Raw genomic sequence first — 18,381 nt, forward strand, 5'->3', positions numbered from 1 at the left:
CACCAAGACTCAGCCGACCTCGCGCACCCTAACCCCCACCCCCACCCCCACACCCGACCACGGCCGACCCCACCGCGTACCGCTCCCGATACCGCGAAGGCGAACACCCAAGACGCCGCACGAAAGCCTTACGCAACGCCTCACCCGTACCGAACCCACACCCCCGCGCGATCGTCTCCACCGACGCCGCCCCCTCCTCCAACCGCCGCCGCGCCCACTCCAAACGAACCTGCTCCACATACCGACCCGGACCACACCCCACCTGAGCGGTGAACACCCGCGAGAACTGCCGCACCGACAGCCCCGCCCGAGCCGCCATCTTGGCCACCGACCAATCCGCCCCAGGCTCGGCATCCACCAGATACTGCACCTGCCGCACCTCCACCCGCTCGGCCACCTGCACCGCCAACTGGGTCGAAAACTGCGACTGCCCACCCGGACGCACCAGAAAAACCACCAACGTCCGCGCCAGCTCCAAAGCCACCGCCCGCCCCAGATCTTCCTCCACCACCGCCAACGCCAAATCGATCCCCGAAGTCACCCCGGCTGACGTCCACACCCGCCCCGACCTCACGAACACCGCATCCTCTTCCACCACCAAGCCCGGAAACTCACTGGACAACCGGGCGCAGTGCCGCCAATGCGTGGTCACGCGCAATCCCTCCAACAACCCCGCACGCGCCAATACGAACGCCCCCGAACACACCGACGTCACCCGAGCGGCCCGCCCCGCCAACTCCCGCACCACCCCCACCAACACCGCATCCGGATCATGAGCACCCTCCCCACCGGGTACCACCAGCGTGTCCACCCGCCCCACCTCCTCCACCGCCATCGAGGGCACCAACCCCAAACCGGACGAACACACCACCGCCTTGCCGTCCACCGAGACGGTCCGCACCCGATACCGTGCCCCCGGCGCCCGCGCCGCCCCCGCGAACACCTCCAACGGCCCCGTCGCGTCCAAGCTCTGCATCCCATCGAAAAGCACGATGACCACCTCGTGCCGCGCACCGTTTCCCATACGCACCACCCCACCGCACCCCGAAAACGACCACAAGGTCACCCACCCCAAACATCCGGACACACCCACACGCCACCTCACCCCCTCTTGACCACCCCACCCTTACGCTGTGAACTCGACCCGACACACAAAAACCATCCGAACTCCCCACCACCCCCAGCAGTCCCACCCAGGAGAACACCACCCACACGAACGGACACCCGTGAGGCTCTCCGACCGCACCCGCCTGCACCACACCACATCCGCACCCACCACCAGCGGGCCCCTGGTGCACCTACACGACGTGTCCCACCCCCACCTGCCACGCCTGGACCTGGCCATCCACCCCGGCCACCACATCGCCCTACTGAACCTGAGCCCCCCGGCCCGCCACGCCCTGACACACCTGCTCACCGGCCACACCCACCCCACCAACGGCCACATCACCACCCACACCCGCATCCACACCACCCCCACCCACCCCACCCTGGCCCAAACCATCACCGGCCACACCCACCCCGACCCCCACGACCCCTACCTACACCGAGCCCTGGCCACCTCAGGGCTCGCCCACCACCCCCACACCACCCCCACCCACCGACTCCCACCCCACCTGGCCCCCCACATCCACCAGGCCCGCACCCTCTACGCCCACACCACGCGCGCCCACCTACTCCTGATCGACCACCCCACCACCCCCACACCGGCCCCCACACCCACCACCGCCCACCTCACCCTCACCGACCACCCCGCCCTGGTCCGCACCGCCGACCGCATCCTGCTCTTCCACCAAGACCGCCTCACCGAAACCGGCGACCACCACCAACTCCTGCTACGCGGCGGCGCCTACGCACGCCTGTACGCCCTCCAAAGCACCCGCACTCCCACACCACCGGCCCCCTAAACTGGTCCCCGTGGCACCCCTAACCAAGGAACTCACCGTCGGCCAGGTCGCCCAACGTTCCGGAGTGGCCATCTCGGCTCTGCACTTCTACGAACGCCAAGGCCTCATCCACAGCCGCCGCACCGCCGGCAACCAACGCCGCTACCACCGCGACACCCTGCGCCGCGTGGCCTTTATCCGTATCTCCCAACGGGTGGGCCTGCCCCTGTCCCGCATCCGCCAGGCCCTGGAACGACTCCCCGAGAACCGCACCCCCACCCGCGCCGACTGGGCCTCGGTCTCGGCCCAATGGCGCGACGAACTCGACACCCGCATCGCCCAACTCACCCGCCTGCGCGATGACCTGACCGGATGCATCGGCTGCGGCTGCCTGTCCCTGAACTCCTGCACCCTGTCCAACCCCGACGACGAACTCGCCGCCGCCGGCCCCGGACCCCGCCGCCTGATGGTCGATACGCTCACCGAACCCGACACGGGGCTTGAGCAGCAATCGAACAACCGGCCGCGTTAGCGCCTCGCACCGGGCGGATCTATCGCCTTGAAGCAGACGGTGCCGCCGGGCCGCACCAGGGCCAGGGTGTCGGACAGGGCGGTGGCGCCCGCGTCCACGACACGACAAGGTCCTCCGGCGAAAGGGTGAACGCGCAGGTCGACCAGGGTAGGAAGTCCCGAGGGGCCACGCGCGGCGGCGTCCGGGCGCAGGTCCGGTCCGGGCTCGGGAACGATCAGGTCAAGGAGGGCGATCGTGGACGGTGCGACCTTGCAGGAAAGAGCCGAACAGCGTGCTCGCGAGCTGCCAGACACGGTCTCGGGTGAGTTCTTCGGTCCGGGTTACGAGGTCTTCAAGGTCCGGGGCAAGGTGTTCATGCTCATGACCGAAGTCCCGGGCCGGCCGGTGGTGATCATCAAGTCCGACCCCGAGGAGTCCAAGACCCTGCGCCAAGACCACGACGACATCAGCCCCGGGTACCACATGAACAAGAAGCACTGGATCACCCTGGCCCCGGGCGGCTCGATCAACGCCTCCCTGGTCCAGGAGCTGGTGGCCGAGTCCTACCGTTTGGTGGTGTCCAACCTGCCGCGCGCCGAGCGTCCCGTGGACCCCGACCGATTCCAGACCCGCGAATGAGCGGGGCTCTGCCGAACACAGGGCTCCAGAAGGTCGACCGCCTCGGCCGCAAACCTCCTGGAAGGGCCGATCGTCCTCAACGACCCGTTCCAGCGCGGCATCGCCGGGCGCTGAAGGGCATCACGGCCGGTGAGTACACCTGACCCCCAGGCTCACCCCATCGGGGGAAGACCACCCCACCCCAGGGGGAGGCCCCCACCCGACCCCACACCACCCCGCATCGGCCCGGCCCTTGCCACCCACGCCTACGCCCGCCGCACCCACCCCCGATGCCCCATCTGCCGGCGACGCCGAACAAAAAAGGGGGGCGGGCCGGCCACAACGGCCCACCCGCCCTTGCCCACCGGCTCACCCCGCGGCGGCCTCATCGCGCCCGCGCCGAGCCAGCTCATCGGCGTATTCGTTGCCCTCGTCCCCGCTGTGGCCGCGCACCCAACGCCACTCGACCTCATGGCGTGCGGCCAACTCGTCCAGTCGCCGCCACAGGTCCACGTTCTTGACCGGCTTCTTGCTCGCGGTGGTCCAGCCGCGCTTCTTCCACCCGTGCACCCAAGAGGTGATGCCGTTGCGCACGTAGGAGGAGTCGGTGTGCACGATCGCCGGCACCGGCCGGGTCAGGCTCTCCAAGGCCTGGATGGCCGCCATCAACTCCATCCGGTTGTTGGTGGTCTGGGCCTCGCCCCCGTACAGCTCACGCTCGTGCTCCCCATAACGCAGCCACACACCCCAACCCCCCGGTCCAGGGTTGCCGCTGCAGGCCCCGTCGGTGTAGATGACCACGCTTTGTGTCGAGGTCTGCTCGACCTGATCCCCGTTGTGCATGCCGGGCAATCTACCGCCCTCAAAGATCACGAAAAGGCCACACACCCCATAAAAAGGGCCACCACCAGAGCCACCTACCCCCAATGGAGCCCCACAGGCACCCGAAAAAAGCCACACAGACGACCAATGGCACCCTCCGTGACCGACCCACCATCCACTTCCCCACGGCCACCAACCACTACCCACCGCACCCATGCCCACACCCGCCGTGGAAAAACACCCACCGAACCACCACCCCCCACACACACGGCGGGCCGCGAACCCCCCAAGGTTCGCGGCCCGCCGCACACACACAAGAGTGGACTTAACCGGCCGAGTACGCCTCCAACTCCCGCGCCCGCTCCTCACGACGCGCGAACACACTGTCGGCCATCTCGCTCATCTTCTTCAACACCCGCTTACGCTCACGCTTGGACAACCGATCCACATACAACCGCCCCCACGTGTGGTCGGTCTCGTGCTGCAAACACCGCGCGAAATACCCACTCCCGGACAACACCACCTCAGCGCCGTCCCTGTCCACCCCACGCACCGTCGCATGCTCCGCCCGCCCCAACTCCGCGTGCGGACCCGGAACCGACAAACACCCCTCGCTATCCACCACCACGGCATCGGCCACATCACGCTCATCCAACACCGGATTGATCACATGACCCACATGCCGCACACCATCATCATCAGGACAGTCATAGACGAACACCCGCCAATCCACACCCACCTGACTACCCGCCAACCCCACACCCTCGGCCGCGTACATCGTCACGAACATGTCATCGACCAACCGCGACAACTCCGCGCCACCCAACATCTCCTCGGGCACATCACGACCGGCCCGATGCAACACATCCTCACCGGTCACCGTCACCCGCAACACCCGACCACGCGCCGCCTCCGGAGCAAGATCAGGGAAATCCGCCACCTCCCGCCCCTGGACGACGGTCACGGGCACGGGCACAGACTGCTCCGACATGGCTCTACTCTCCGGACAGGCGACAACAGACGGTACAAACACCGCCACACCCGAAAAAATAGCACGAACCGGCAGGTCACCCCCGCCACCCACAACCACCCACCACTACCGGAACCACGCATTGCCCTGAATGAAACACCGCGCCAGATAGTCCCGCAACGACACCACCACCAACCGACGCCGATCACTCTCATGATCCCACACCACGATCCCCGGCCCATAGTCCGTATGCACATACGCGAACTGCGGACCCATATCCGAATCACCGAAGAAGATCATCTCATCGAACGGCGCGTACAACTCCAGATAATCCGGCTCCCCACGCATCGCCAGATTGTCCTCCACCAACCGACGCGCACCCCACACCACCTCATCCCCGTACTCGTTCACCACCCCATCCGTCTCACGCAACAACGACGCCAACTCGAACGGCAAAGGCAGCATCAAATGCTTCTCCACCTCGGCCAGCATCACCTCATCGGCCGCATCACTCAGATCGGCCTCCGGATACATCTCCAAGATCAGTTCACGCCACACACCCACGATCATCACAGGTCGCGGCAACACACGAGAAATCGCACCCGGCGAGTTGCCCCGAAAATCCACCACACCACCCCGCACACCACCACCCCCAACACCCCAACCAGCCACAAAAACCCACCAAAGCCCCACCACCCACCACACCAACCAGAGGAGCCACCACCACCGACCCACCCCACCCCCACCACGCACAATAGAAACCAACAACCCACCCACCCAGGAAGAGACACCCACCATGCCCACCACCCGCACACCCCGCGGACCCCACACCACCACCTGGGCCTACCTCTTCCTCCTCATCTCCCACAACACAGCCGCCCTCCTCCTACTCCCCCTCGTCCTCGCCTCCGCCCTCCTCACCCTCCTCTGGGTCGGCCTCCCCTTCATCATCCTCACCGCCCTCACCCTCCGCACCATCGCCAACGCCCAACGCACCACCCTCACCAAAATCCTCCAAACCCCCGTCCCCGCCGCCTACCGCCCCCTCCCACCCACCGGCATCATCACCCGAGTCCGCATCATCCTCACCGACCCCGCCACCTGGCGAGACCTCCTCTGGCTCACCGCCTCACCCCTCCTCACCGCCCTCGCCCTCATCCCCGCCATCCTCTACGCCCACGCCACCTACCAAACCCTCTACGCCCTCCTCCTCTGGCACCACACAACCGACCTCTACGGCCTCACCGCCACCACCCAACCCCAAGCCCTCCTCGCCCTCATCCCCGCAACCCTCCTCGCCACCCTCGCCCACACCCTCACCCCCCACACCACCAACGCCTGCACCCGCCTCTCCCACCTCATCCTCGCCCCCTCCGAAAAAGCCCGACTCACCGCACGCGTCGCCCACCTCGCCACCAGCCGCGCCGACACCATCGACACCCAAGCCTCCGAAATCCGCCGCATCGAACGCGACCTCCACGACGGCGCCCAAGCCCGCCTCGTCGCCCTCGGCATGAACCTCGGCATGGCCGAAAACCTCGTCGAAACCAACCCACAAGCCGCACGCGACATGCTCACCGAAGCCCGCGAAACCACCCGCCAAGCCCTCACCGAACTCCGCGACCTCGTCCGCGGCATCCACCCACCCGTCCTCGTCGAACGCGGACTCCCCGGCGCCGTCCAAGCCCTCGCCCTCACCCACCACCTCCCCATCACCGTCACCACCCACCTCCCCGGCCGCCCCGCCGACCCCGTCGAATCAGCCGCCTACTTCGCCATCGCCGAACTCCTCACCAACACCGCCAAACACGCAGGCGCCACCCACGCCTGGATCCACATCAACCACGGCCGACAACGCCTCATCATCACCGTCACCGACAACGGCCACGGCGGAGCCACCCCCACCCCCGAAAGCGGACTCAACGGCATCGCACGCCGACTCGACGCCTTCGATGGCACGATGAACATCACCAGCCCCACAGGCGGACCGACCATCATCACCCTGGAGATCCCGTGCGCGTTGTCATCGCCGAAGACCTTGCCCTCCTCCGCGACGGACTCATAAGGCTCCTCCAAGCCCACGAATTCACCGTCGTCGCCGCCCTCGACAACGGCCCCGACCTCCAAGCGGCCCTCACCGAACACAAACCCGACATCGCCGTCGTCGACGTACGCCTACCCCCCACCTTCACCGACGAAGGCCTCCAAGCCGCCATAGCCGCCCGCGCCCACATCCCCGGCCTGCCCATCCTCGTGCTCTCCCAGCACGTCGAACAGCTCTACGCCCGCGAACTCCTCTCCGACGACACCGGAGGCGTCGGCTACCTCCTCAAAGACCGCGTCTTCGACGTCAACCAGTTCATCGAAGCCGTCCGCCGCGTCTCCTCCGGCGGCACCGCCATGGACCCCGCCGTCATCTCCCAACTCCTGGCCCGACAAGACCAGAGCGGCCCCCTGGCCCAACTCACCCCCCGCGAACGCGAAGTCCTCTCCGAAATGGCCGAAGGACGCTCCAACTCCGCCATCGCAGGACGCCTCTACATCACCGAAAAAGCCGTCAGCAAACACATCAACAACATCTTCACCAAGCTCGACCTACCACCCTCCTCCGACGACAGCCGCCGCGTCCTGGCCGTCCTCGCCTACCTCAACGGCCAAGACCCACACCAATAGACACCCACCCCCAACACAACGAAGCGGCCGCGACCCCCAAGGGACCGCGGCCGCAACCACCCACACTCAACAACCACTAATCACGACGCACCCGATACAAACCGTCGATCTCCTCCGAGAACGCACGCAACACCGCATCCCGCCGCAACTCACCCGAAGGATGCACCAACCCCGACTGCACCGTGAACTCCTCGGCCAACACATGGAACGACCGCACCGCCAAATGCCGCGGCACACTCCGATTGGCCTCATACACCAACCCCTGCACCTCACGCAGAAGATCACGATCCCCCGCGATCTCCTCCGGCGCCATCGACAACGGCCGCCCGTTCACCAACCGCCAATACTCCAACTGATCACGCACCAACGTCACCAACGCACTGGCGAACGGACGCCCCTCCACTATCACCAACACCTGGCTGATCAACGGATGCGCCCGCAACCGCTCCTCGAACCCGGCCACCAACTCCGCGTCCGAGCCCCCCTCCACCTCACCGGCACGCGCCACCACACCCGACTCCACCGACCTCACCGGTTCCGGCTCGGCCCGCACCGCACGTGCCTGCGACACCCAAGGCTCCTCGAACCCCCCGGGCTCCTCCACCGGAGCCACCGGCTCAACGGCCTCCTCAGCAACGCCCAGGGCGCGCTCCGGCTCCATCCCCGGCCGCTCCAGCGCACCCTCCACCCGACCCGGCACGAACCGCCCCGGAACCGGCTCCAACGAAGCCTGCGCCCGCACCCGGCCACGCACCCTCACGAACCCGACCTCGTCCACATCGGCCAACACACCCGTGGCCAACCAACCCTCACGGAACGCCGCCCGCGTCCCCTCCACATCGGCCCAATACCCCAAGAACACCGCACCACCGCGCAGGTGCAACTCACCCTCGGGCGAAACCCACCAACGACGATCGGACAACACCCGACCCACCGTCCCCGGCACACGATCGCCCACCGCGTTGGCGCTGAACACCCCACCCGTCTCCGCGATGCCGTACACCTGCATCACCGGAACACCCACACCACCGAAGTAACTGTCCAACCGCTCCGTCAACCCACCGCCCCAGCACACCGCCAGATGCACCCGACCGCCCAACACATCCCGGATCTTGGAGAACGACCAGTCGTACATCGACCGCGACAACCGGGCCCAGGCACCCTTCTTCTTCGCCTGGTCGAACTGCACCGCGGCGTCCATAGCCGCGTTGAACGTCCCCACCGAGTCCCAGTCCGTCGAATGCGCCGTAGCCCGCTCCGCCCCGTGCACACCCTCCAGATCCCTCGACGTGCACACCAACACCGTCGGCTTGAACCGCGCCAACTCCGCACGCAACCGCCCGGGCTCCACCACACCCAACCGGACCCCGCCCACCACACACGCCACCATCGTCGACAACCCCGGCAACTGCGACAACGGCAGATCCATCACCGCGCTCGCCCGCCCAGCCGCCAACTCCGACAACCGCGGCCACATCCGATCCACCAGATCCGCCGCCGACGACAACAACGCCCCGTGCGAGAGCACCGCACCACGCATCGAACGCGACTCCGTGCTCACCGGGTACAACACCACCGCCGGATCCTCCGGCACCACCTCGTCCCGCCGAAAACGCACCGCCGTCGCGTCCATGTACGCACCCAGACCCACCACCTCCGGCAAGTCCTCCTGGTACCGCCACACACGCCCCAGATCCGGCATCTCCCGCTGCAGACCCACCACCACACGATGAGCCCGCTCACCGGCGACCACCGCCACCGCAGGACGCACCTGACGCACCACATGCGCCAACCGCTCCGCCGAGGCCTCCACCGGCAACGGCACCAACACCCCGCGCACCGACCACACCGCGTACGCCAAACGCACCCAGTCGTGATTGGAAGGCGCCACCACCAACACCCGATCGCCATCGGACACCCCGGCGGCCACCAGACCCTTGGCCACCGACGTCACCTCGGTCGCGAACTCCCCCGCCGTCAGACGCTCCCAGTGCTCCTCCACCAGAACCGAGAACACCTGAGAGTGCGCATCAGAAGTCGCCACGTCATAGACGTGGTCGCCCAACCCGGACTGCGCTCGAACCAACGAACCGGGGGTCTCGCCCATAACCAACTCATCCTCTGCCACATCGGAAGGCGGGCCACACCGTTCTCACCCGCCTCATTCGGGGAATCGAGCCCTACTGTGCCCATTTCTCCACCGAACGGCAACCTAGGAGAAACCCCCGATCGACGGCTCATCCCACCTTTACCCGCGCACCCCACACGAACGAAAGCAACGACAACACCGCCACAGACGCCATAACCACGGACATGCTCACCAACGAAGCCTCACCCGAAGGCGTCATCCCCGCCAAAGCCGCGATCGCACCACCCAACGCGAACTGCAACGAACCCATCAACGCCGAAGCCGTACCGGCCACCGCCACCGGCTGACCGTCCAGAGCCGACACCGTCGCGTTCGGCATGATGAACCCGACACTGAGCATCATCACCGCCAACAGCGACGACACCATCCACAGCTGGGCCGTCCCGGTCAACGCCAACACCAACAACGCCAGCACCGCGACCAACGCCAACACAAGACCCATCAGCAACCGACGCTTGGTGTCCACCCGACCCACCAACAAACCGTTGCCCTGCGTGCCCAACATCGACGCCAACGCGTTCACCGCGAACAACCACCCGTACGTCTGCGGCGAGACCCCGAACTCGTTCTGCGACACGAACGAGAACGCCGACACGTACGTGAACAACATCCCGAAGCTCAGCCCCAGCGACAACACCGGCGCCACGAACCGCCGATCCCGCACCAGGGAACCCACCGTCGCCGCCAACACCCGCGGCCCCTGCGCCCGACGCTCCGAGGCGGGCAACGACTCCGGCAGCCAGAACAACACCAACACGAAACTCAGCGCCGCCATCACCGCCAGCACCCAAAAACTCAACTGCCAGGGCCCCACCAGCAACAGCTGCGCACCCACCAGCGGAGCCAGCAACGGCGCCAACATCATCACCAGCGCCAGCCGCGAGAAGAACCGCACCGCGTCATCGCCCTGGAACATGTCGCGCACCACCGCACGCGCGATCACCGCGCCCGCGGCACCGGCCACACCCTGCGCGAACCGCAGCACGATGAACGCCGTCACGTTCGGCACGAACACGCACAACACCGAGGTGACCGTAAACATGGCCACCCCGACCAGCAACGGCCGCCGCCGACCCCAGGCGTCGCTCATCGGCCCGATCACCAACTGACCCGCGGCCAACCCCAGCATGATCGCCGTCAGGGTCAACCCGATCTGTGCTTCGGAGGTGCCGAGGTCCCGGGTGATCTGCGGGAACGCCGGCAGGTACATGTCGGTCGCCAACGGGCCCGTGGCCGTCAGCACACCCAACACCATCACCAACAACGCGATGGAACGACGCGACCGCACCTTGGGCCGGGCCGCCTCTTCCGAGGGGGTGGGGGTGGTCGAGGTCTGCACGGGCACTCCAGTTCAGGAACGGGGAAGGGAAGGCGGGAAGCGCACCAGAGGGTGCGAACCACTCCATAGCAACACCGAAGGGACGCGATTCGCTCCCCACCCGACCACACCGAAACCTGTGATGTCCCTTACCCAGAGGGGATATTCGACCGCACCAGGCGGTTCAACAACCTCTCCACCTCGTTCTCCGGATCCAACGTCAGACCACCATGCACCGGCCCGGCCTGCACGATCGTGCTCCGCGGCGCGGTGAGCCACCGGAACCGTGGTCCGGGACGCACACCCGCGGCCTGCCCGGCCTCTTCCCCGCCGCGGCACATCCGCTCCACCGCCTCCAGGGCTCGACGCACACCCACCACGTCCACACCCGGATCCAGCGCACGCAGCCGGTCCTCGTCCAGGTCCCAACGCGCGGCCAGGAACGCGCGCTCCTGGCTGTAGAGGATCACCCCGACGTTGACGCACTCACCACGTTCCAGGCACGGCACCACACGCAGCAGCGCGTACTCGAACACCACCCGATCGCGTTCGATGCCCACCTGCCCGGTGGTCACCACGCTGTAGCGCTCGCTCATGAGCCCACCTCCGGAAGCCAGGACCGATCGGCCATACGGGCCATCAGATGGCGAACGTAGGCCTCACGAACGGCCTCGGGCGTATCGAACCCGGGTTCCTCCTCCAGCCACACGTCGGGCACCAGCTCCACCACACCGCGCAGCAGCTCCTCGTCCACCAACGGCGCGAACGCGTCGTCGGCCGCGGCCAGGTCCGGGGAGGAACCCGACAGCACGTGGTCGGAGGCGTCGTAGGGGCGGGAGACGAACCGGTCGGCGTTGGCCCAGGAATGGTGGAAGATCAGCGTGGCACCGTGGTCGATCAGGTAGGGCGCACCGTGCCACAGCAGCATGTTCGGGTTGCGCCAGGAACGGTCCACGTTGCCGGTCAGGGCGTCGAGCCACATCACCCGCCCTGCGAAGACCGGGTCGACCTCGAAGGTCAGCGGGTCGAAGCCCAACGAACCCGGCAGGAAGTCCATCCCCAGGTTCAATCCCTCACTGGCCTTGAGCAGCTCCTGGACCTCGGGGTCGGGCTCACCGCGACCGATGACGGCGTCGAACTCCACCATGGCCAGCTCGGGAACCGGCAACCCCAGGGCACGCCCCAACTCACCGGTGACGACCTCCGCGACCAGGGTCTTGCGTCCTTGCCCGGCCCCGATGAACTTGACGACGTACATCCCCAGGTCGTCGGCCTCGACCAGACCGGGGAGCGAACCTCCTTCGCGGAGCGGTAGCACGTACCGCGTCGCGATCACTTTCTTCAGCACGCCGGCCAGCATAGTTGCGATGATCACGCGCGCGGCGCGGACCGCGGAGCCGACCGACCGCCGCCCGCGAACAGAACCAGCGGACAAGGAACGCGTCAGCGGCCCACTACCGGATCGAGCCGACCGGCCCTCGCCGCGCCACCCACCGACAGCCACGGCAACGTCTCCTATCCACCCCTGAACACGTTCTAGAACCATTCCACCTCGAACACGACACGCCGAACCACTCCCCGACACGGAATCCTTAAAGATGGGCGGCGTAGCCGCTCGAATTTGTTTGTCGAGGGATGCTTTTAGAGAAAAGCTCCGCCACCTTTATGACGTAGATCTATACTGATGGAACAGAGACCATCTCATGCATCTCCGATGGATCTCGGCCGATCTCGGAGCCGGAAGGACGCGGAGCCCGGGCGCTCCCCTCCCCGGGAAGGCCCGCACCCGACCACGTCGACTCCCCCACCCCACCCGCGCCTCTCCCCGTCGGCTCAGAGGTTGTCCTCGGGCTGCTCGCCCCACTCCTCTTCGCCGTCCTGCCCCGGACCGGGCAGCGTCGGCACCGGGGTGGGCTCGGCGTCCTCCCCCGGTGAGGGCTCCTGCTCGGGTTCGGACTCCTCGGCCTGCTCCTGCTCGGGTTGCGGGGGCGGCTCCGGCTGGGGGAACTGCATCAACCACAGGTACAGCGCGAACACCAACACCAGCAGCAACAGCAACAACGCCCCCAGGGCGCCGATGAGCCACCAGTTGGCCTCACCACGGGCCACCCTGCTGTCGCGCGCACCGGCCAGGGCACTCCAGCGCACCGCCGACACGCCCCGCTCCCCCGCCCAGTGCGGCATCACCATCGGACCGCTGCGCACCACAGGGCCACCCCGACCGGCACGCTCCAAGAACGCCCCCGCGTCCTCCCGCGCCCCCTCCTCATGGGGACAGGCCACCCACAGGGCCGACCGACCCTTGGTGCGCGCCGCCACCACCTGATCGCTGTGGTCCACCTCCCGGGCGAAACGCTCACGGGTGGGTTCGTCGATCCCGGCGGCGTCGTTGAGCATGGCCACGCTCACCTGACGCCCGCTCTTGTCCCTGCCCAGGTAGACCACACCCAGCCGCGACTCGCGCAACCGACCCGACAGCCGATACCCGCCCAGTTGGCGCGGGTCCCCCTCGTGCAGCCCCATCGTGGGAACCGACATCGACGTACCCCCTTCCATCGACCTACCCCGCGAGCGACGACCGTCGTCGCCACCACCCGTGCCGGGAACCGAACCATGACCCCGGAAACAGGTAGTGTCGCCCACAGGTGATCCAAAACCTACTCCTCATGGTGCCCTCACGGTCGGCACCGACGTACTGGGAAGGCGGGACATGGCAGAAACCTCACCCGGGAACGGTTCCTCCGCTCCGAAACCGGACAACGCTCCGGGGGAACCCACCCGACTGCTGCGCGCGGCGCTGCACGAGGTCTCCACCGTCATCGTCGGCCAGGAACGCATGGTGGAACGCTCCCTCATCGCCCTGGTCGCCCGTGGACACTGCCTCATCGAGGGCGTACCCGGCATCGCCAAGACCCTGGCCGTGTCCACCCTGGCCAAGGTCACCGGTGGTTCGTTCTCCCGCCTGCAGTTCACCCCCGACCTGGTGCCCTCCGACATCGTCGGCACCCGCATCTACCACCCCTCCACCGAGAGCTTCGACGTCGAACTGGGTCCGGTCTTCGCCAACTTCGTGCTGGCCGACGAGATCAACCGCGCGCCCGCCAAGGTCCAGTCGGCCCTGCTGGAGGTGATGGCCGAACGCCAGGTCTCCATCGGCGGCACCACCTACCCGCTGCCCTCGCCCTTCATCGTCATCGCCACCCAGAACCCCGTGGAGTCCGAGGGCGTCTACCCGCTGCCCGAGGCCCAGCGCGACCGGTTCCTGATGAAGGTCGACGTGTACCACCCCAAGGCCCACGAGGAGATGGAGATCCTGCGGCGGATGAGCTCCGAGCCGCCCACCGCGCACCAGGTCCTGGACCCGGTCACCCTGAGCGAGCTCCAGGCCGACGCCGAACGCGTGCACGTCCACCAGCTCATCGCCGACTACATCGTGCGCCTGGTCATGGCCACCCGCGAACCCGAGAACCACCAGATGCCCGACCTGCGCCAGGCCCTGGAGGTGGGCGCCAGCCCACGCGCCACCCTGGGGTTGGTGGCCGCCGCCCGCGCCCTGGCGCTGCTGCGCGGACGCGACTACGTGCTGCCCGACGACGTGCGCGTGCTGGCCCGCGACGTCATCGCCCACCGTCTGGTGCTGACCTTCGACGCCCTGGCCGACGGCATCACCACCGATCAGGTCGTGGACCGCATCCTGTCCACCGTCCCGGCCCCGCGGGTCATCTGGGACGAACCGCCCTCCGGCGAGACCGCGTCCTTCACCTCGCACCGATGAGGGGAGGCCGACCGTGAACGCACCCGCCATCGGCACCGACCCCCGGCTCCGGGCCGCCCTGCGCCGCCTGGACCTGCGCATCGTGCAACGCCTGGACGGCCTGCTGCACGGCGAACACCTGGGGCTGCGCCTGGGACCGGGCTCGGAGGCCGCCGAGGCGCGCCTGTACCAGCCCGGCGAGGACGACGTGCGCCACATGGACTGGGCCGTCACCGCCCGGACCGACACCCCTCACGTGCGCGACCTGGTCGCCGACCGTGAACTGGAGAGCTGGACCCTGTTGGACATGTCCCCGAGCATGGACTTCGGCACCGGCATGTACTCCAAACGCGAGGTGGCCGTGGGCGCTCTGGTGGCCGCCAACCTGCTGACCCAACGGGTGGGCGACCGCTTCGGCGCCCACTTCCTGCACCAGGGTCGGGTGCGCCGTTGGCCCGCCCGCTCGGGCAAGGAGGCCCTGTTGGCGTTGCTGGCCACCATCGCCGCCGCCCCGACCGGGGACCAGCGCGCCCTCGACCCCGACAGCGCCACCCTGGCCGACGCCGTCGGCGACCTGGTGCACACCCGGCGCAGGCGCGGCCTGCGCGTGGTCGTCTCCGACTTCCTGGATACCCCCGCCTTCGGTGGCACCGTCACCTGGGAACGTCCTCTGCGTCAGTTGTCCGCGCGCCACCAGGTACTGGTGGTCGAGGTCCTGGACCCCCGTGAACTGGACGTGCCCGAGGTGGGTGACGTGACCTTGCGCGATCCGACCACCGGTCGGGTGCGCGACGTGCGTCTGACCCGGGCGGTGCGCGAGCGGTACCGTGAGGCCGCCACGACCCAACGCGAGGCCATCCGCGCGGCACTGCGCCGCTGCGGCGTTCAGCACCTGGTGTTGCGCACCGACCGGGACTGGGTATTGGACATCGCGCGGTTCGTCATCGGACAACGACGTACCGCGCACCACATGGCCCGCCACACCCCGGGGGTTCCCCGGTGAGGCGCGCCGACGCGCACAAGGCGTGGGAGGGCCCCACGCCGCCGACGTTGACGGGGGACTGAGGCCACCATGACCTTCCTGGAACCCCAGCGGCTCTGGTGGCTGCTGCTCATCGTGGTGCTGGTGGCCGCCTATGTGTTCGCCCAACGTCAGCGGCGCGACTACACGCTGCGCTTCACCAACCTGGAACTGCTCGACCAGGTCGCCCCACACCGGCCCGACGTCCGTCGACACGTCCCGGCCGGCCTGTTCGCCATGACGGTCGCGGTCCTGATCGCGGCCATGGCGGTCCCGGCGATGCCGGTGGAGGCCCCGCGTGAGCGGGCCACGATCATCGTGGCGGTGGACGTGTCGCTGTCCATGGCCGCCACCGACATCGAACCCGACCGGCTGTACGCGGCCAAGGAGTCGGCGCGCGGGTTCGTGGAGACCCTGCCCGACCGGTTCAACGTCGGGTTGGTCTCCTTCTCCTCCACCGCCACCGTGGTCTCCCCGCCCACCCAGGACCACTCCGCGGTCACCGGTTCCATCGAGGGGTTGCGCCTGGGCCCGGGCACCGCCATCGGCGAGGGGGTCTTCGCCTCGATGGAGGCCATCCGCGGCTTCGACGAGGACGCCGAGGAGGATCCTCCGCCCTCGGCCATCGTGCTGCTCTCCGACGGTGAGAACACCAGTGGCCGCGACATCGCCCAGGCCTCCGCGGCCGCCGCCGAGCAGGAGGTCCCCGTCTCCACGATCGCCTTCGGCAGTGGCGCGGCGATGATCGAGATCGACGGCTACCAGGTGCCGGCCGACATCGACAAGGAGGCCCTTCGGGGTCTGGCCCAGGACACCGACGGTCACTTCTACGAGGCCGAGAGCGAAACCGAACTGGACGAGGTCTACGAGGACATCGGTTCCTCGTTGGGCACCGAGTACGTCCATGAGGAGATCGTCACGCGCTTCGTCATGGTCGCGCTCCTGTTGTCGATGGCCACCGCTTTGACGTCCCTGCTGTGGTTCCAGCGCCTTCCCTGATCGGTCCGAGACCCACCCGAAGAGATGGTGACTTTGGTCACATCCCTTTAGGTGGGCTTTACACCAATTCCTCTGATGTAACCGGTTAGCGTTGGCATGTTTGCCATGCCCAGCCACAACGAGGAACGATGCCGAACACACCCGCACCCCCGACCGCGCTCTGTTTCGATCTGGACGACACCCTCATCGACGACGTCGCCGCATCCTCCACCGGACTGCGCGCGGTCATGGAGCGGCTCGGACACTCCCACTTCGGCTCCGCCCGCGCCCTGTGGGACACCCAGACCGAGATCTCCTTCGGTGCCTACCTGCGCGGTCACCTGTCCCTGGACGAACAGCGACGCCAACGCATCCGCGCCCTGGCGGTCCAGGCCGGCCACAACGACATCGCCGACCAGCACTGCGACGAGCTCTACCGTCTCTACCTGGACGCCCACCGCTCCGCCTGGCAGGTCTACCCCGACACCCACACCACTCTGGCCGCGCTGGGCCGGGCCGGCTACCGACTGGCCGTGGTCACCAACGGCGTCGAGGCCATCCAGCACGCCAAGCTCCAGGCCTTGGAGCTGACCGGCTACTTCCACACCGTGGTGTGCGCCGACACCGCCGGGACGGGAAAGCCCGACCCGCGCATCTTCCACTTCGCCGCCCAGCGACTGGGCGTGGACCCCTCCGCCTGCTGGCACGTGGGCGACCAGATCCAGGCCGACGCCGTGGGCGCCACCGCCGCGCGCATGCACCCGGTCATCATCGACCGCACCGGGCGCCCGCCCTTCGAGGGTCTGACCACCATCACCGACCTGGACAGCCTGCCGCGCATGCTCGGACTGGCCGCTCCCGCCGGTGGCATCTGATGATCTCCGACGAGGTGTTGGCCCGTCGGGTCACCGTGCACCTGATCACCTCCGGGCCCCACGGCCCGGAGCTTCGGGGCGCGCGCGTGCTCTTCGGTCAAGATCCCGAGGAGCTCGCCCGCGAACTGGGCGGATTGGCCGCCGACGTCCCCTTGGTGGCCCTGGACGTGGTCACCGAGACCGTCAGCCTCTCGCGCAGCCGGGCCCTGCACGTGGACCGCATCGTCTACACCAGGCCCGAGCTGCGCTCGGCCTGGCCCTCGGTGGTGCCCGTCCAGGGTCTGACTCCCACCGCGCCCGAACTGGCCGAGGACGAACCCGGCCCCGGGCCGAAGGACCTGCCCCGGCTGCGCCGATTCGCCTCCTACGGCCTCGTCACCGACCCGGCCGGGCGCATCCTGCTCAGCAAGATCGCCGAGGGCTTCCCCGGCGCCGGTACCTGGCACCTGCCCGGCGGCGGCGTGGACCCCGGTGAGGACGTGCGCGCGGCGCTGCGCCGCGAGGTGCTGGAGGAGACCGGACAACACGGGGTGGTCGGCGAACTCATCTCGGTCTCCGCCCACCACCGCAGGCCACCCGCCGCGGCCCTGCACATCTACGCGGTCTGGGTCTTCTCCCACGTGCACGTGGGCGCGCCGACCCGGGCCCACGTCACCGAGGAGAACGGCTCCACCTGCGACTGCGCTTGGTTCACCCCCGAGGAACTCCCCGGCCTGCGCCTGTCCACCACCGCCCGGATCGGGATGGGCCTCCTGGTCTCCCGACCGGGCCACTGACCCACGGCGGATCCAACGGGGCTCGCCCCG

Annotated in this window: 19 protein-coding genes; 10 read left to right on the forward strand and 9 right to left on the reverse strand. The window is 68.0% G+C overall.

The genetic code is table 11. The features are described 5' to 3' along the window. Positions 1–28: 28 nt before the first annotated feature. A complete protein-coding gene (locus tag ACWGKS_RS08330) occupies positions 29–1,024 on the reverse strand; it encodes a GlxA family transcriptional regulator (protein WP_358505931.1) in 996 nt (331 codons plus the stop codon). Between the two features lie 202 nt (positions 1,025–1,226). Here ACWGKS_RS08330 and ACWGKS_RS08335 point away from each other — a divergent pair, with 202 nt between their 5' ends. From ACWGKS_RS08335 to ACWGKS_RS08345, 3 genes are all read left to right on the forward strand, one after another. After that, complete coding sequence (locus ACWGKS_RS08335) at positions 1,227–1,907, forward strand: ABC transporter ATP-binding protein (protein ID WP_358505934.1); 681 nt, start codon at positions 1,227–1,229, stop codon at positions 1,905–1,907. A gap of 10 nt (positions 1,908–1,917) precedes the next feature. Then, the gene (soxR, locus tag ACWGKS_RS08340) at positions 1,918–2,418 is read left to right on the forward strand and encodes a redox-sensitive transcriptional activator SoxR (RefSeq protein ID WP_358505937.1); all 501 of its coding nucleotides are present in this window, start codon (positions 1,918–1,920) and stop codon (positions 2,416–2,418) included. A 234-nt stretch (positions 2,419–2,652) separates the two neighbouring features. After that, a complete protein-coding gene (locus ACWGKS_RS08345) occupies positions 2,653–3,036 on the forward strand; it encodes an MmcQ/YjbR family DNA-binding protein (RefSeq protein WP_358505940.1) in 384 nt (127 codons plus the stop codon). 348 nt (positions 3,037–3,384) lie between these two features. On the opposite strand, the gene rnhA is transcribed toward ACWGKS_RS08345, so the two are convergent. From rnhA to ACWGKS_RS08360, 3 genes are all read right to left on the reverse strand, one after another. Continuing rightward, on the reverse strand, positions 3,385–3,858 hold the full coding sequence (rnhA, locus tag ACWGKS_RS08350) for a ribonuclease HI (RefSeq protein WP_358505943.1): 474 nt from the start codon (positions 3,856–3,858) through the stop codon (positions 3,385–3,387). A gap of 304 nt (positions 3,859–4,162) precedes the next feature. Further along, the gene (gene def, locus ACWGKS_RS08355) at positions 4,163–4,828 is read right to left on the reverse strand and encodes a peptide deformylase (RefSeq protein WP_358505946.1); all 666 of its coding nucleotides are present in this window, start codon (positions 4,826–4,828) and stop codon (positions 4,163–4,165) included. Between the two features lie 105 nt (positions 4,829–4,933). Further along, entirely contained in the window at positions 4,934–5,377 is a 444-nt protein-coding gene (locus ACWGKS_RS08360) for an SMI1/KNR4 family protein (RefSeq protein WP_067603760.1), read from the reverse strand. 226 nt (positions 5,378–5,603) lie between these two features. Here ACWGKS_RS08360 and ACWGKS_RS08365 point away from each other — a divergent pair, with 226 nt between their 5' ends. Both ACWGKS_RS08365 and ACWGKS_RS08370 read left to right on the forward strand, forming a co-directional pair. After that, a complete protein-coding gene (locus ACWGKS_RS08365; RefSeq protein WP_358505949.1) occupies positions 5,604–6,872 on the forward strand; it encodes a sensor histidine kinase in 1,269 nt (422 codons plus the stop codon). Further along, complete coding sequence (locus tag ACWGKS_RS08370) at positions 6,821–7,480, forward strand: response regulator transcription factor (RefSeq protein WP_358505952.1); 660 nt, start codon at positions 6,821–6,823, stop codon at positions 7,478–7,480. The genes ACWGKS_RS08365 and ACWGKS_RS08370 overlap by 52 nt, the downstream gene beginning before the upstream one ends. A 76-nt stretch (positions 7,481–7,556) precedes the next feature. Here the strand turns inward: ACWGKS_RS08370 and ACWGKS_RS08375 are convergent, their stop codons facing one another. The 5 genes from ACWGKS_RS08375 to ACWGKS_RS08395 form a co-directional block, all read right to left on the reverse strand. After that, positions 7,557–9,587 (reverse strand): AMP-binding protein, encoded by a 2,031-nt coding sequence (locus tag ACWGKS_RS08375; RefSeq protein ID WP_358505955.1) that lies wholly within the window; start codon positions 9,585–9,587, stop codon positions 7,557–7,559. A gap of 130 nt (positions 9,588–9,717) precedes the next feature. Then, positions 9,718–10,884, reverse strand: coding sequence for a multidrug effflux MFS transporter (locus ACWGKS_RS08380; RefSeq protein WP_452522306.1), 1,167 nt, complete (start codon positions 10,882–10,884; stop codon positions 9,718–9,720). Between the two features lie 212 nt (positions 10,885–11,096). Further along, on the reverse strand, positions 11,097–11,543 hold the full coding sequence (locus tag ACWGKS_RS08385; RefSeq protein ID WP_358505961.1) for a DUF3037 domain-containing protein: 447 nt from the start codon (positions 11,541–11,543) through the stop codon (positions 11,097–11,099). Continuing rightward, positions 11,540–12,307, reverse strand: coding sequence for a HipA family kinase (locus ACWGKS_RS08390; RefSeq protein ID WP_358505964.1), 768 nt, complete (start codon positions 12,305–12,307; stop codon positions 11,540–11,542). Before ACWGKS_RS08390 ends, ACWGKS_RS08385 begins: the two co-directional genes overlap by 4 nt. A gap of 473 nt (positions 12,308–12,780) precedes the next feature. Further along, positions 12,781–13,485: a hypothetical protein gene (locus ACWGKS_RS08395; protein WP_358505967.1), complete on the reverse strand. Its 705-nt coding sequence runs from the start codon at positions 13,483–13,485 to the stop codon at positions 12,781–12,783. A gap of 172 nt (positions 13,486–13,657) precedes the next feature. On the opposite strand from ACWGKS_RS08395, the gene ACWGKS_RS08400 reads away from it, so the two are divergent. The 5 genes from ACWGKS_RS08400 to ACWGKS_RS08420 all read left to right on the forward strand — a co-directional run bounded on the left by ACWGKS_RS08400 (position 13,658) and on the right by ACWGKS_RS08420 (position 18,351). Beyond that, positions 13,658–14,722 carry an AAA family ATPase gene (locus tag ACWGKS_RS08400; RefSeq protein ID WP_358505970.1) on the forward strand — a complete coding sequence of 355 codons (1,065 nt, stop codon included), beginning with the start codon at positions 13,658–13,660 and terminating at the stop codon, positions 14,720–14,722. Positions 14,723–14,735: 13 nt separating this feature from the next. Further along, the gene (locus ACWGKS_RS08405; RefSeq protein WP_358505973.1) at positions 14,736–15,704 is read left to right on the forward strand and encodes a DUF58 domain-containing protein; all 969 of its coding nucleotides are present in this window, start codon (positions 14,736–14,738) and stop codon (positions 15,702–15,704) included. Positions 15,705–15,773: 69 nt separating this feature from the next. Next, positions 15,774–16,721, forward strand: a complete 948-nt coding sequence (locus tag ACWGKS_RS08410) for a VWA domain-containing protein (RefSeq protein WP_358505976.1) — start codon at positions 15,774–15,776, stop codon at positions 16,719–16,721. A gap of 128 nt (positions 16,722–16,849) precedes the next feature. Next, the gene (locus tag ACWGKS_RS08415; protein ID WP_358505979.1) at positions 16,850–17,575 is read left to right on the forward strand and encodes an HAD family hydrolase; all 726 of its coding nucleotides are present in this window, start codon (positions 16,850–16,852) and stop codon (positions 17,573–17,575) included. Beyond that, on the forward strand, positions 17,575–18,351 hold the full coding sequence (locus tag ACWGKS_RS08420) for an NUDIX hydrolase (RefSeq protein ID WP_358505982.1): 777 nt from the start codon (positions 17,575–17,577) through the stop codon (positions 18,349–18,351). The genes ACWGKS_RS08415 and ACWGKS_RS08420 overlap by 1 nt, the downstream gene beginning before the upstream one ends. Positions 18,352–18,381: the final 30 nt, after the last annotated feature.

The organism is Nocardiopsis sp. NPDC055879 (assembly GCF_053615935.1).

What these genes read in the sequence shown, in the direction of transcription:
- ACWGKS_RS08420 (WP_358505982.1), top strand. Translation starts at nt 17,575, where the DNA reads ATGATCTCCGACGAGGTGTTGGCCCGTCGGGTCACCGTGCACCTGATC.
- ACWGKS_RS08390 (WP_358505964.1), bottom strand. Translation starts at nt 12,307, where the DNA reads ATGCTGGCCGGCGTGCTGAAGAAAGTGATCGCGACGCGGTACGTGCTA.
- ACWGKS_RS08330 (WP_358505931.1), bottom strand. Translation starts at nt 1,024, where the DNA reads ATGGGAAACGGTGCGCGGCACGAGGTGGTCATCGTGCTTTTCGATGGG.
- ACWGKS_RS08360 (WP_067603760.1), bottom strand. Translation starts at nt 5,377, where the DNA reads ATGATCGTGGGTGTGTGGCGTGAACTGATCTTGGAGATGTATCCGGAG.
- def (WP_358505946.1), bottom strand. Translation starts at nt 4,828, where the DNA reads ATGTCGGAGCAGTCTGTGCCCGTGCCCGTGACCGTCGTCCAGGGGCGG.
- ACWGKS_RS08380 (WP_452522306.1), bottom strand. Translation starts at nt 10,884, where the DNA reads ATGGTGTTGGGTGTGCTGACGGCCACGGGCCCGTTGGCGACCGACATG.
- ACWGKS_RS08395 (WP_358505967.1), bottom strand. Translation starts at nt 13,485, where the DNA reads ATGTCGGTTCCCACGATGGGGCTGCACGAGGGGGACCCGCGCCAACTG.
- ACWGKS_RS08400 (WP_358505970.1), top strand. Translation starts at nt 13,658, where the DNA reads ATGGCAGAAACCTCACCCGGGAACGGTTCCTCCGCTCCGAAACCGGAC.
- ACWGKS_RS08385 (WP_358505961.1), bottom strand. Translation starts at nt 11,543, where the DNA reads ATGAGCGAGCGCTACAGCGTGGTGACCACCGGGCAGGTGGGCATCGAA.
- ACWGKS_RS08410 (WP_358505976.1), top strand. Translation starts at nt 15,774, where the DNA reads ATGACCTTCCTGGAACCCCAGCGGCTCTGGTGGCTGCTGCTCATCGTG.
- ACWGKS_RS08375 (WP_358505955.1), bottom strand. Translation starts at nt 9,587, where the DNA reads ATGGGCGAGACCCCCGGTTCGTTGGTTCGAGCGCAGTCCGGGTTGGGC.
- rnhA (WP_358505943.1), bottom strand. Translation starts at nt 3,858, where the DNA reads ATGCACAACGGGGATCAGGTCGAGCAGACCTCGACACAAAGCGTGGTC.
- ACWGKS_RS08365 (WP_358505949.1), top strand. Translation starts at nt 5,604, where the DNA reads ATGCCCACCACCCGCACACCCCGCGGACCCCACACCACCACCTGGGCC.
- ACWGKS_RS08415 (WP_358505979.1), top strand. Translation starts at nt 16,850, where the DNA reads ATGCCGAACACACCCGCACCCCCGACCGCGCTCTGTTTCGATCTGGAC.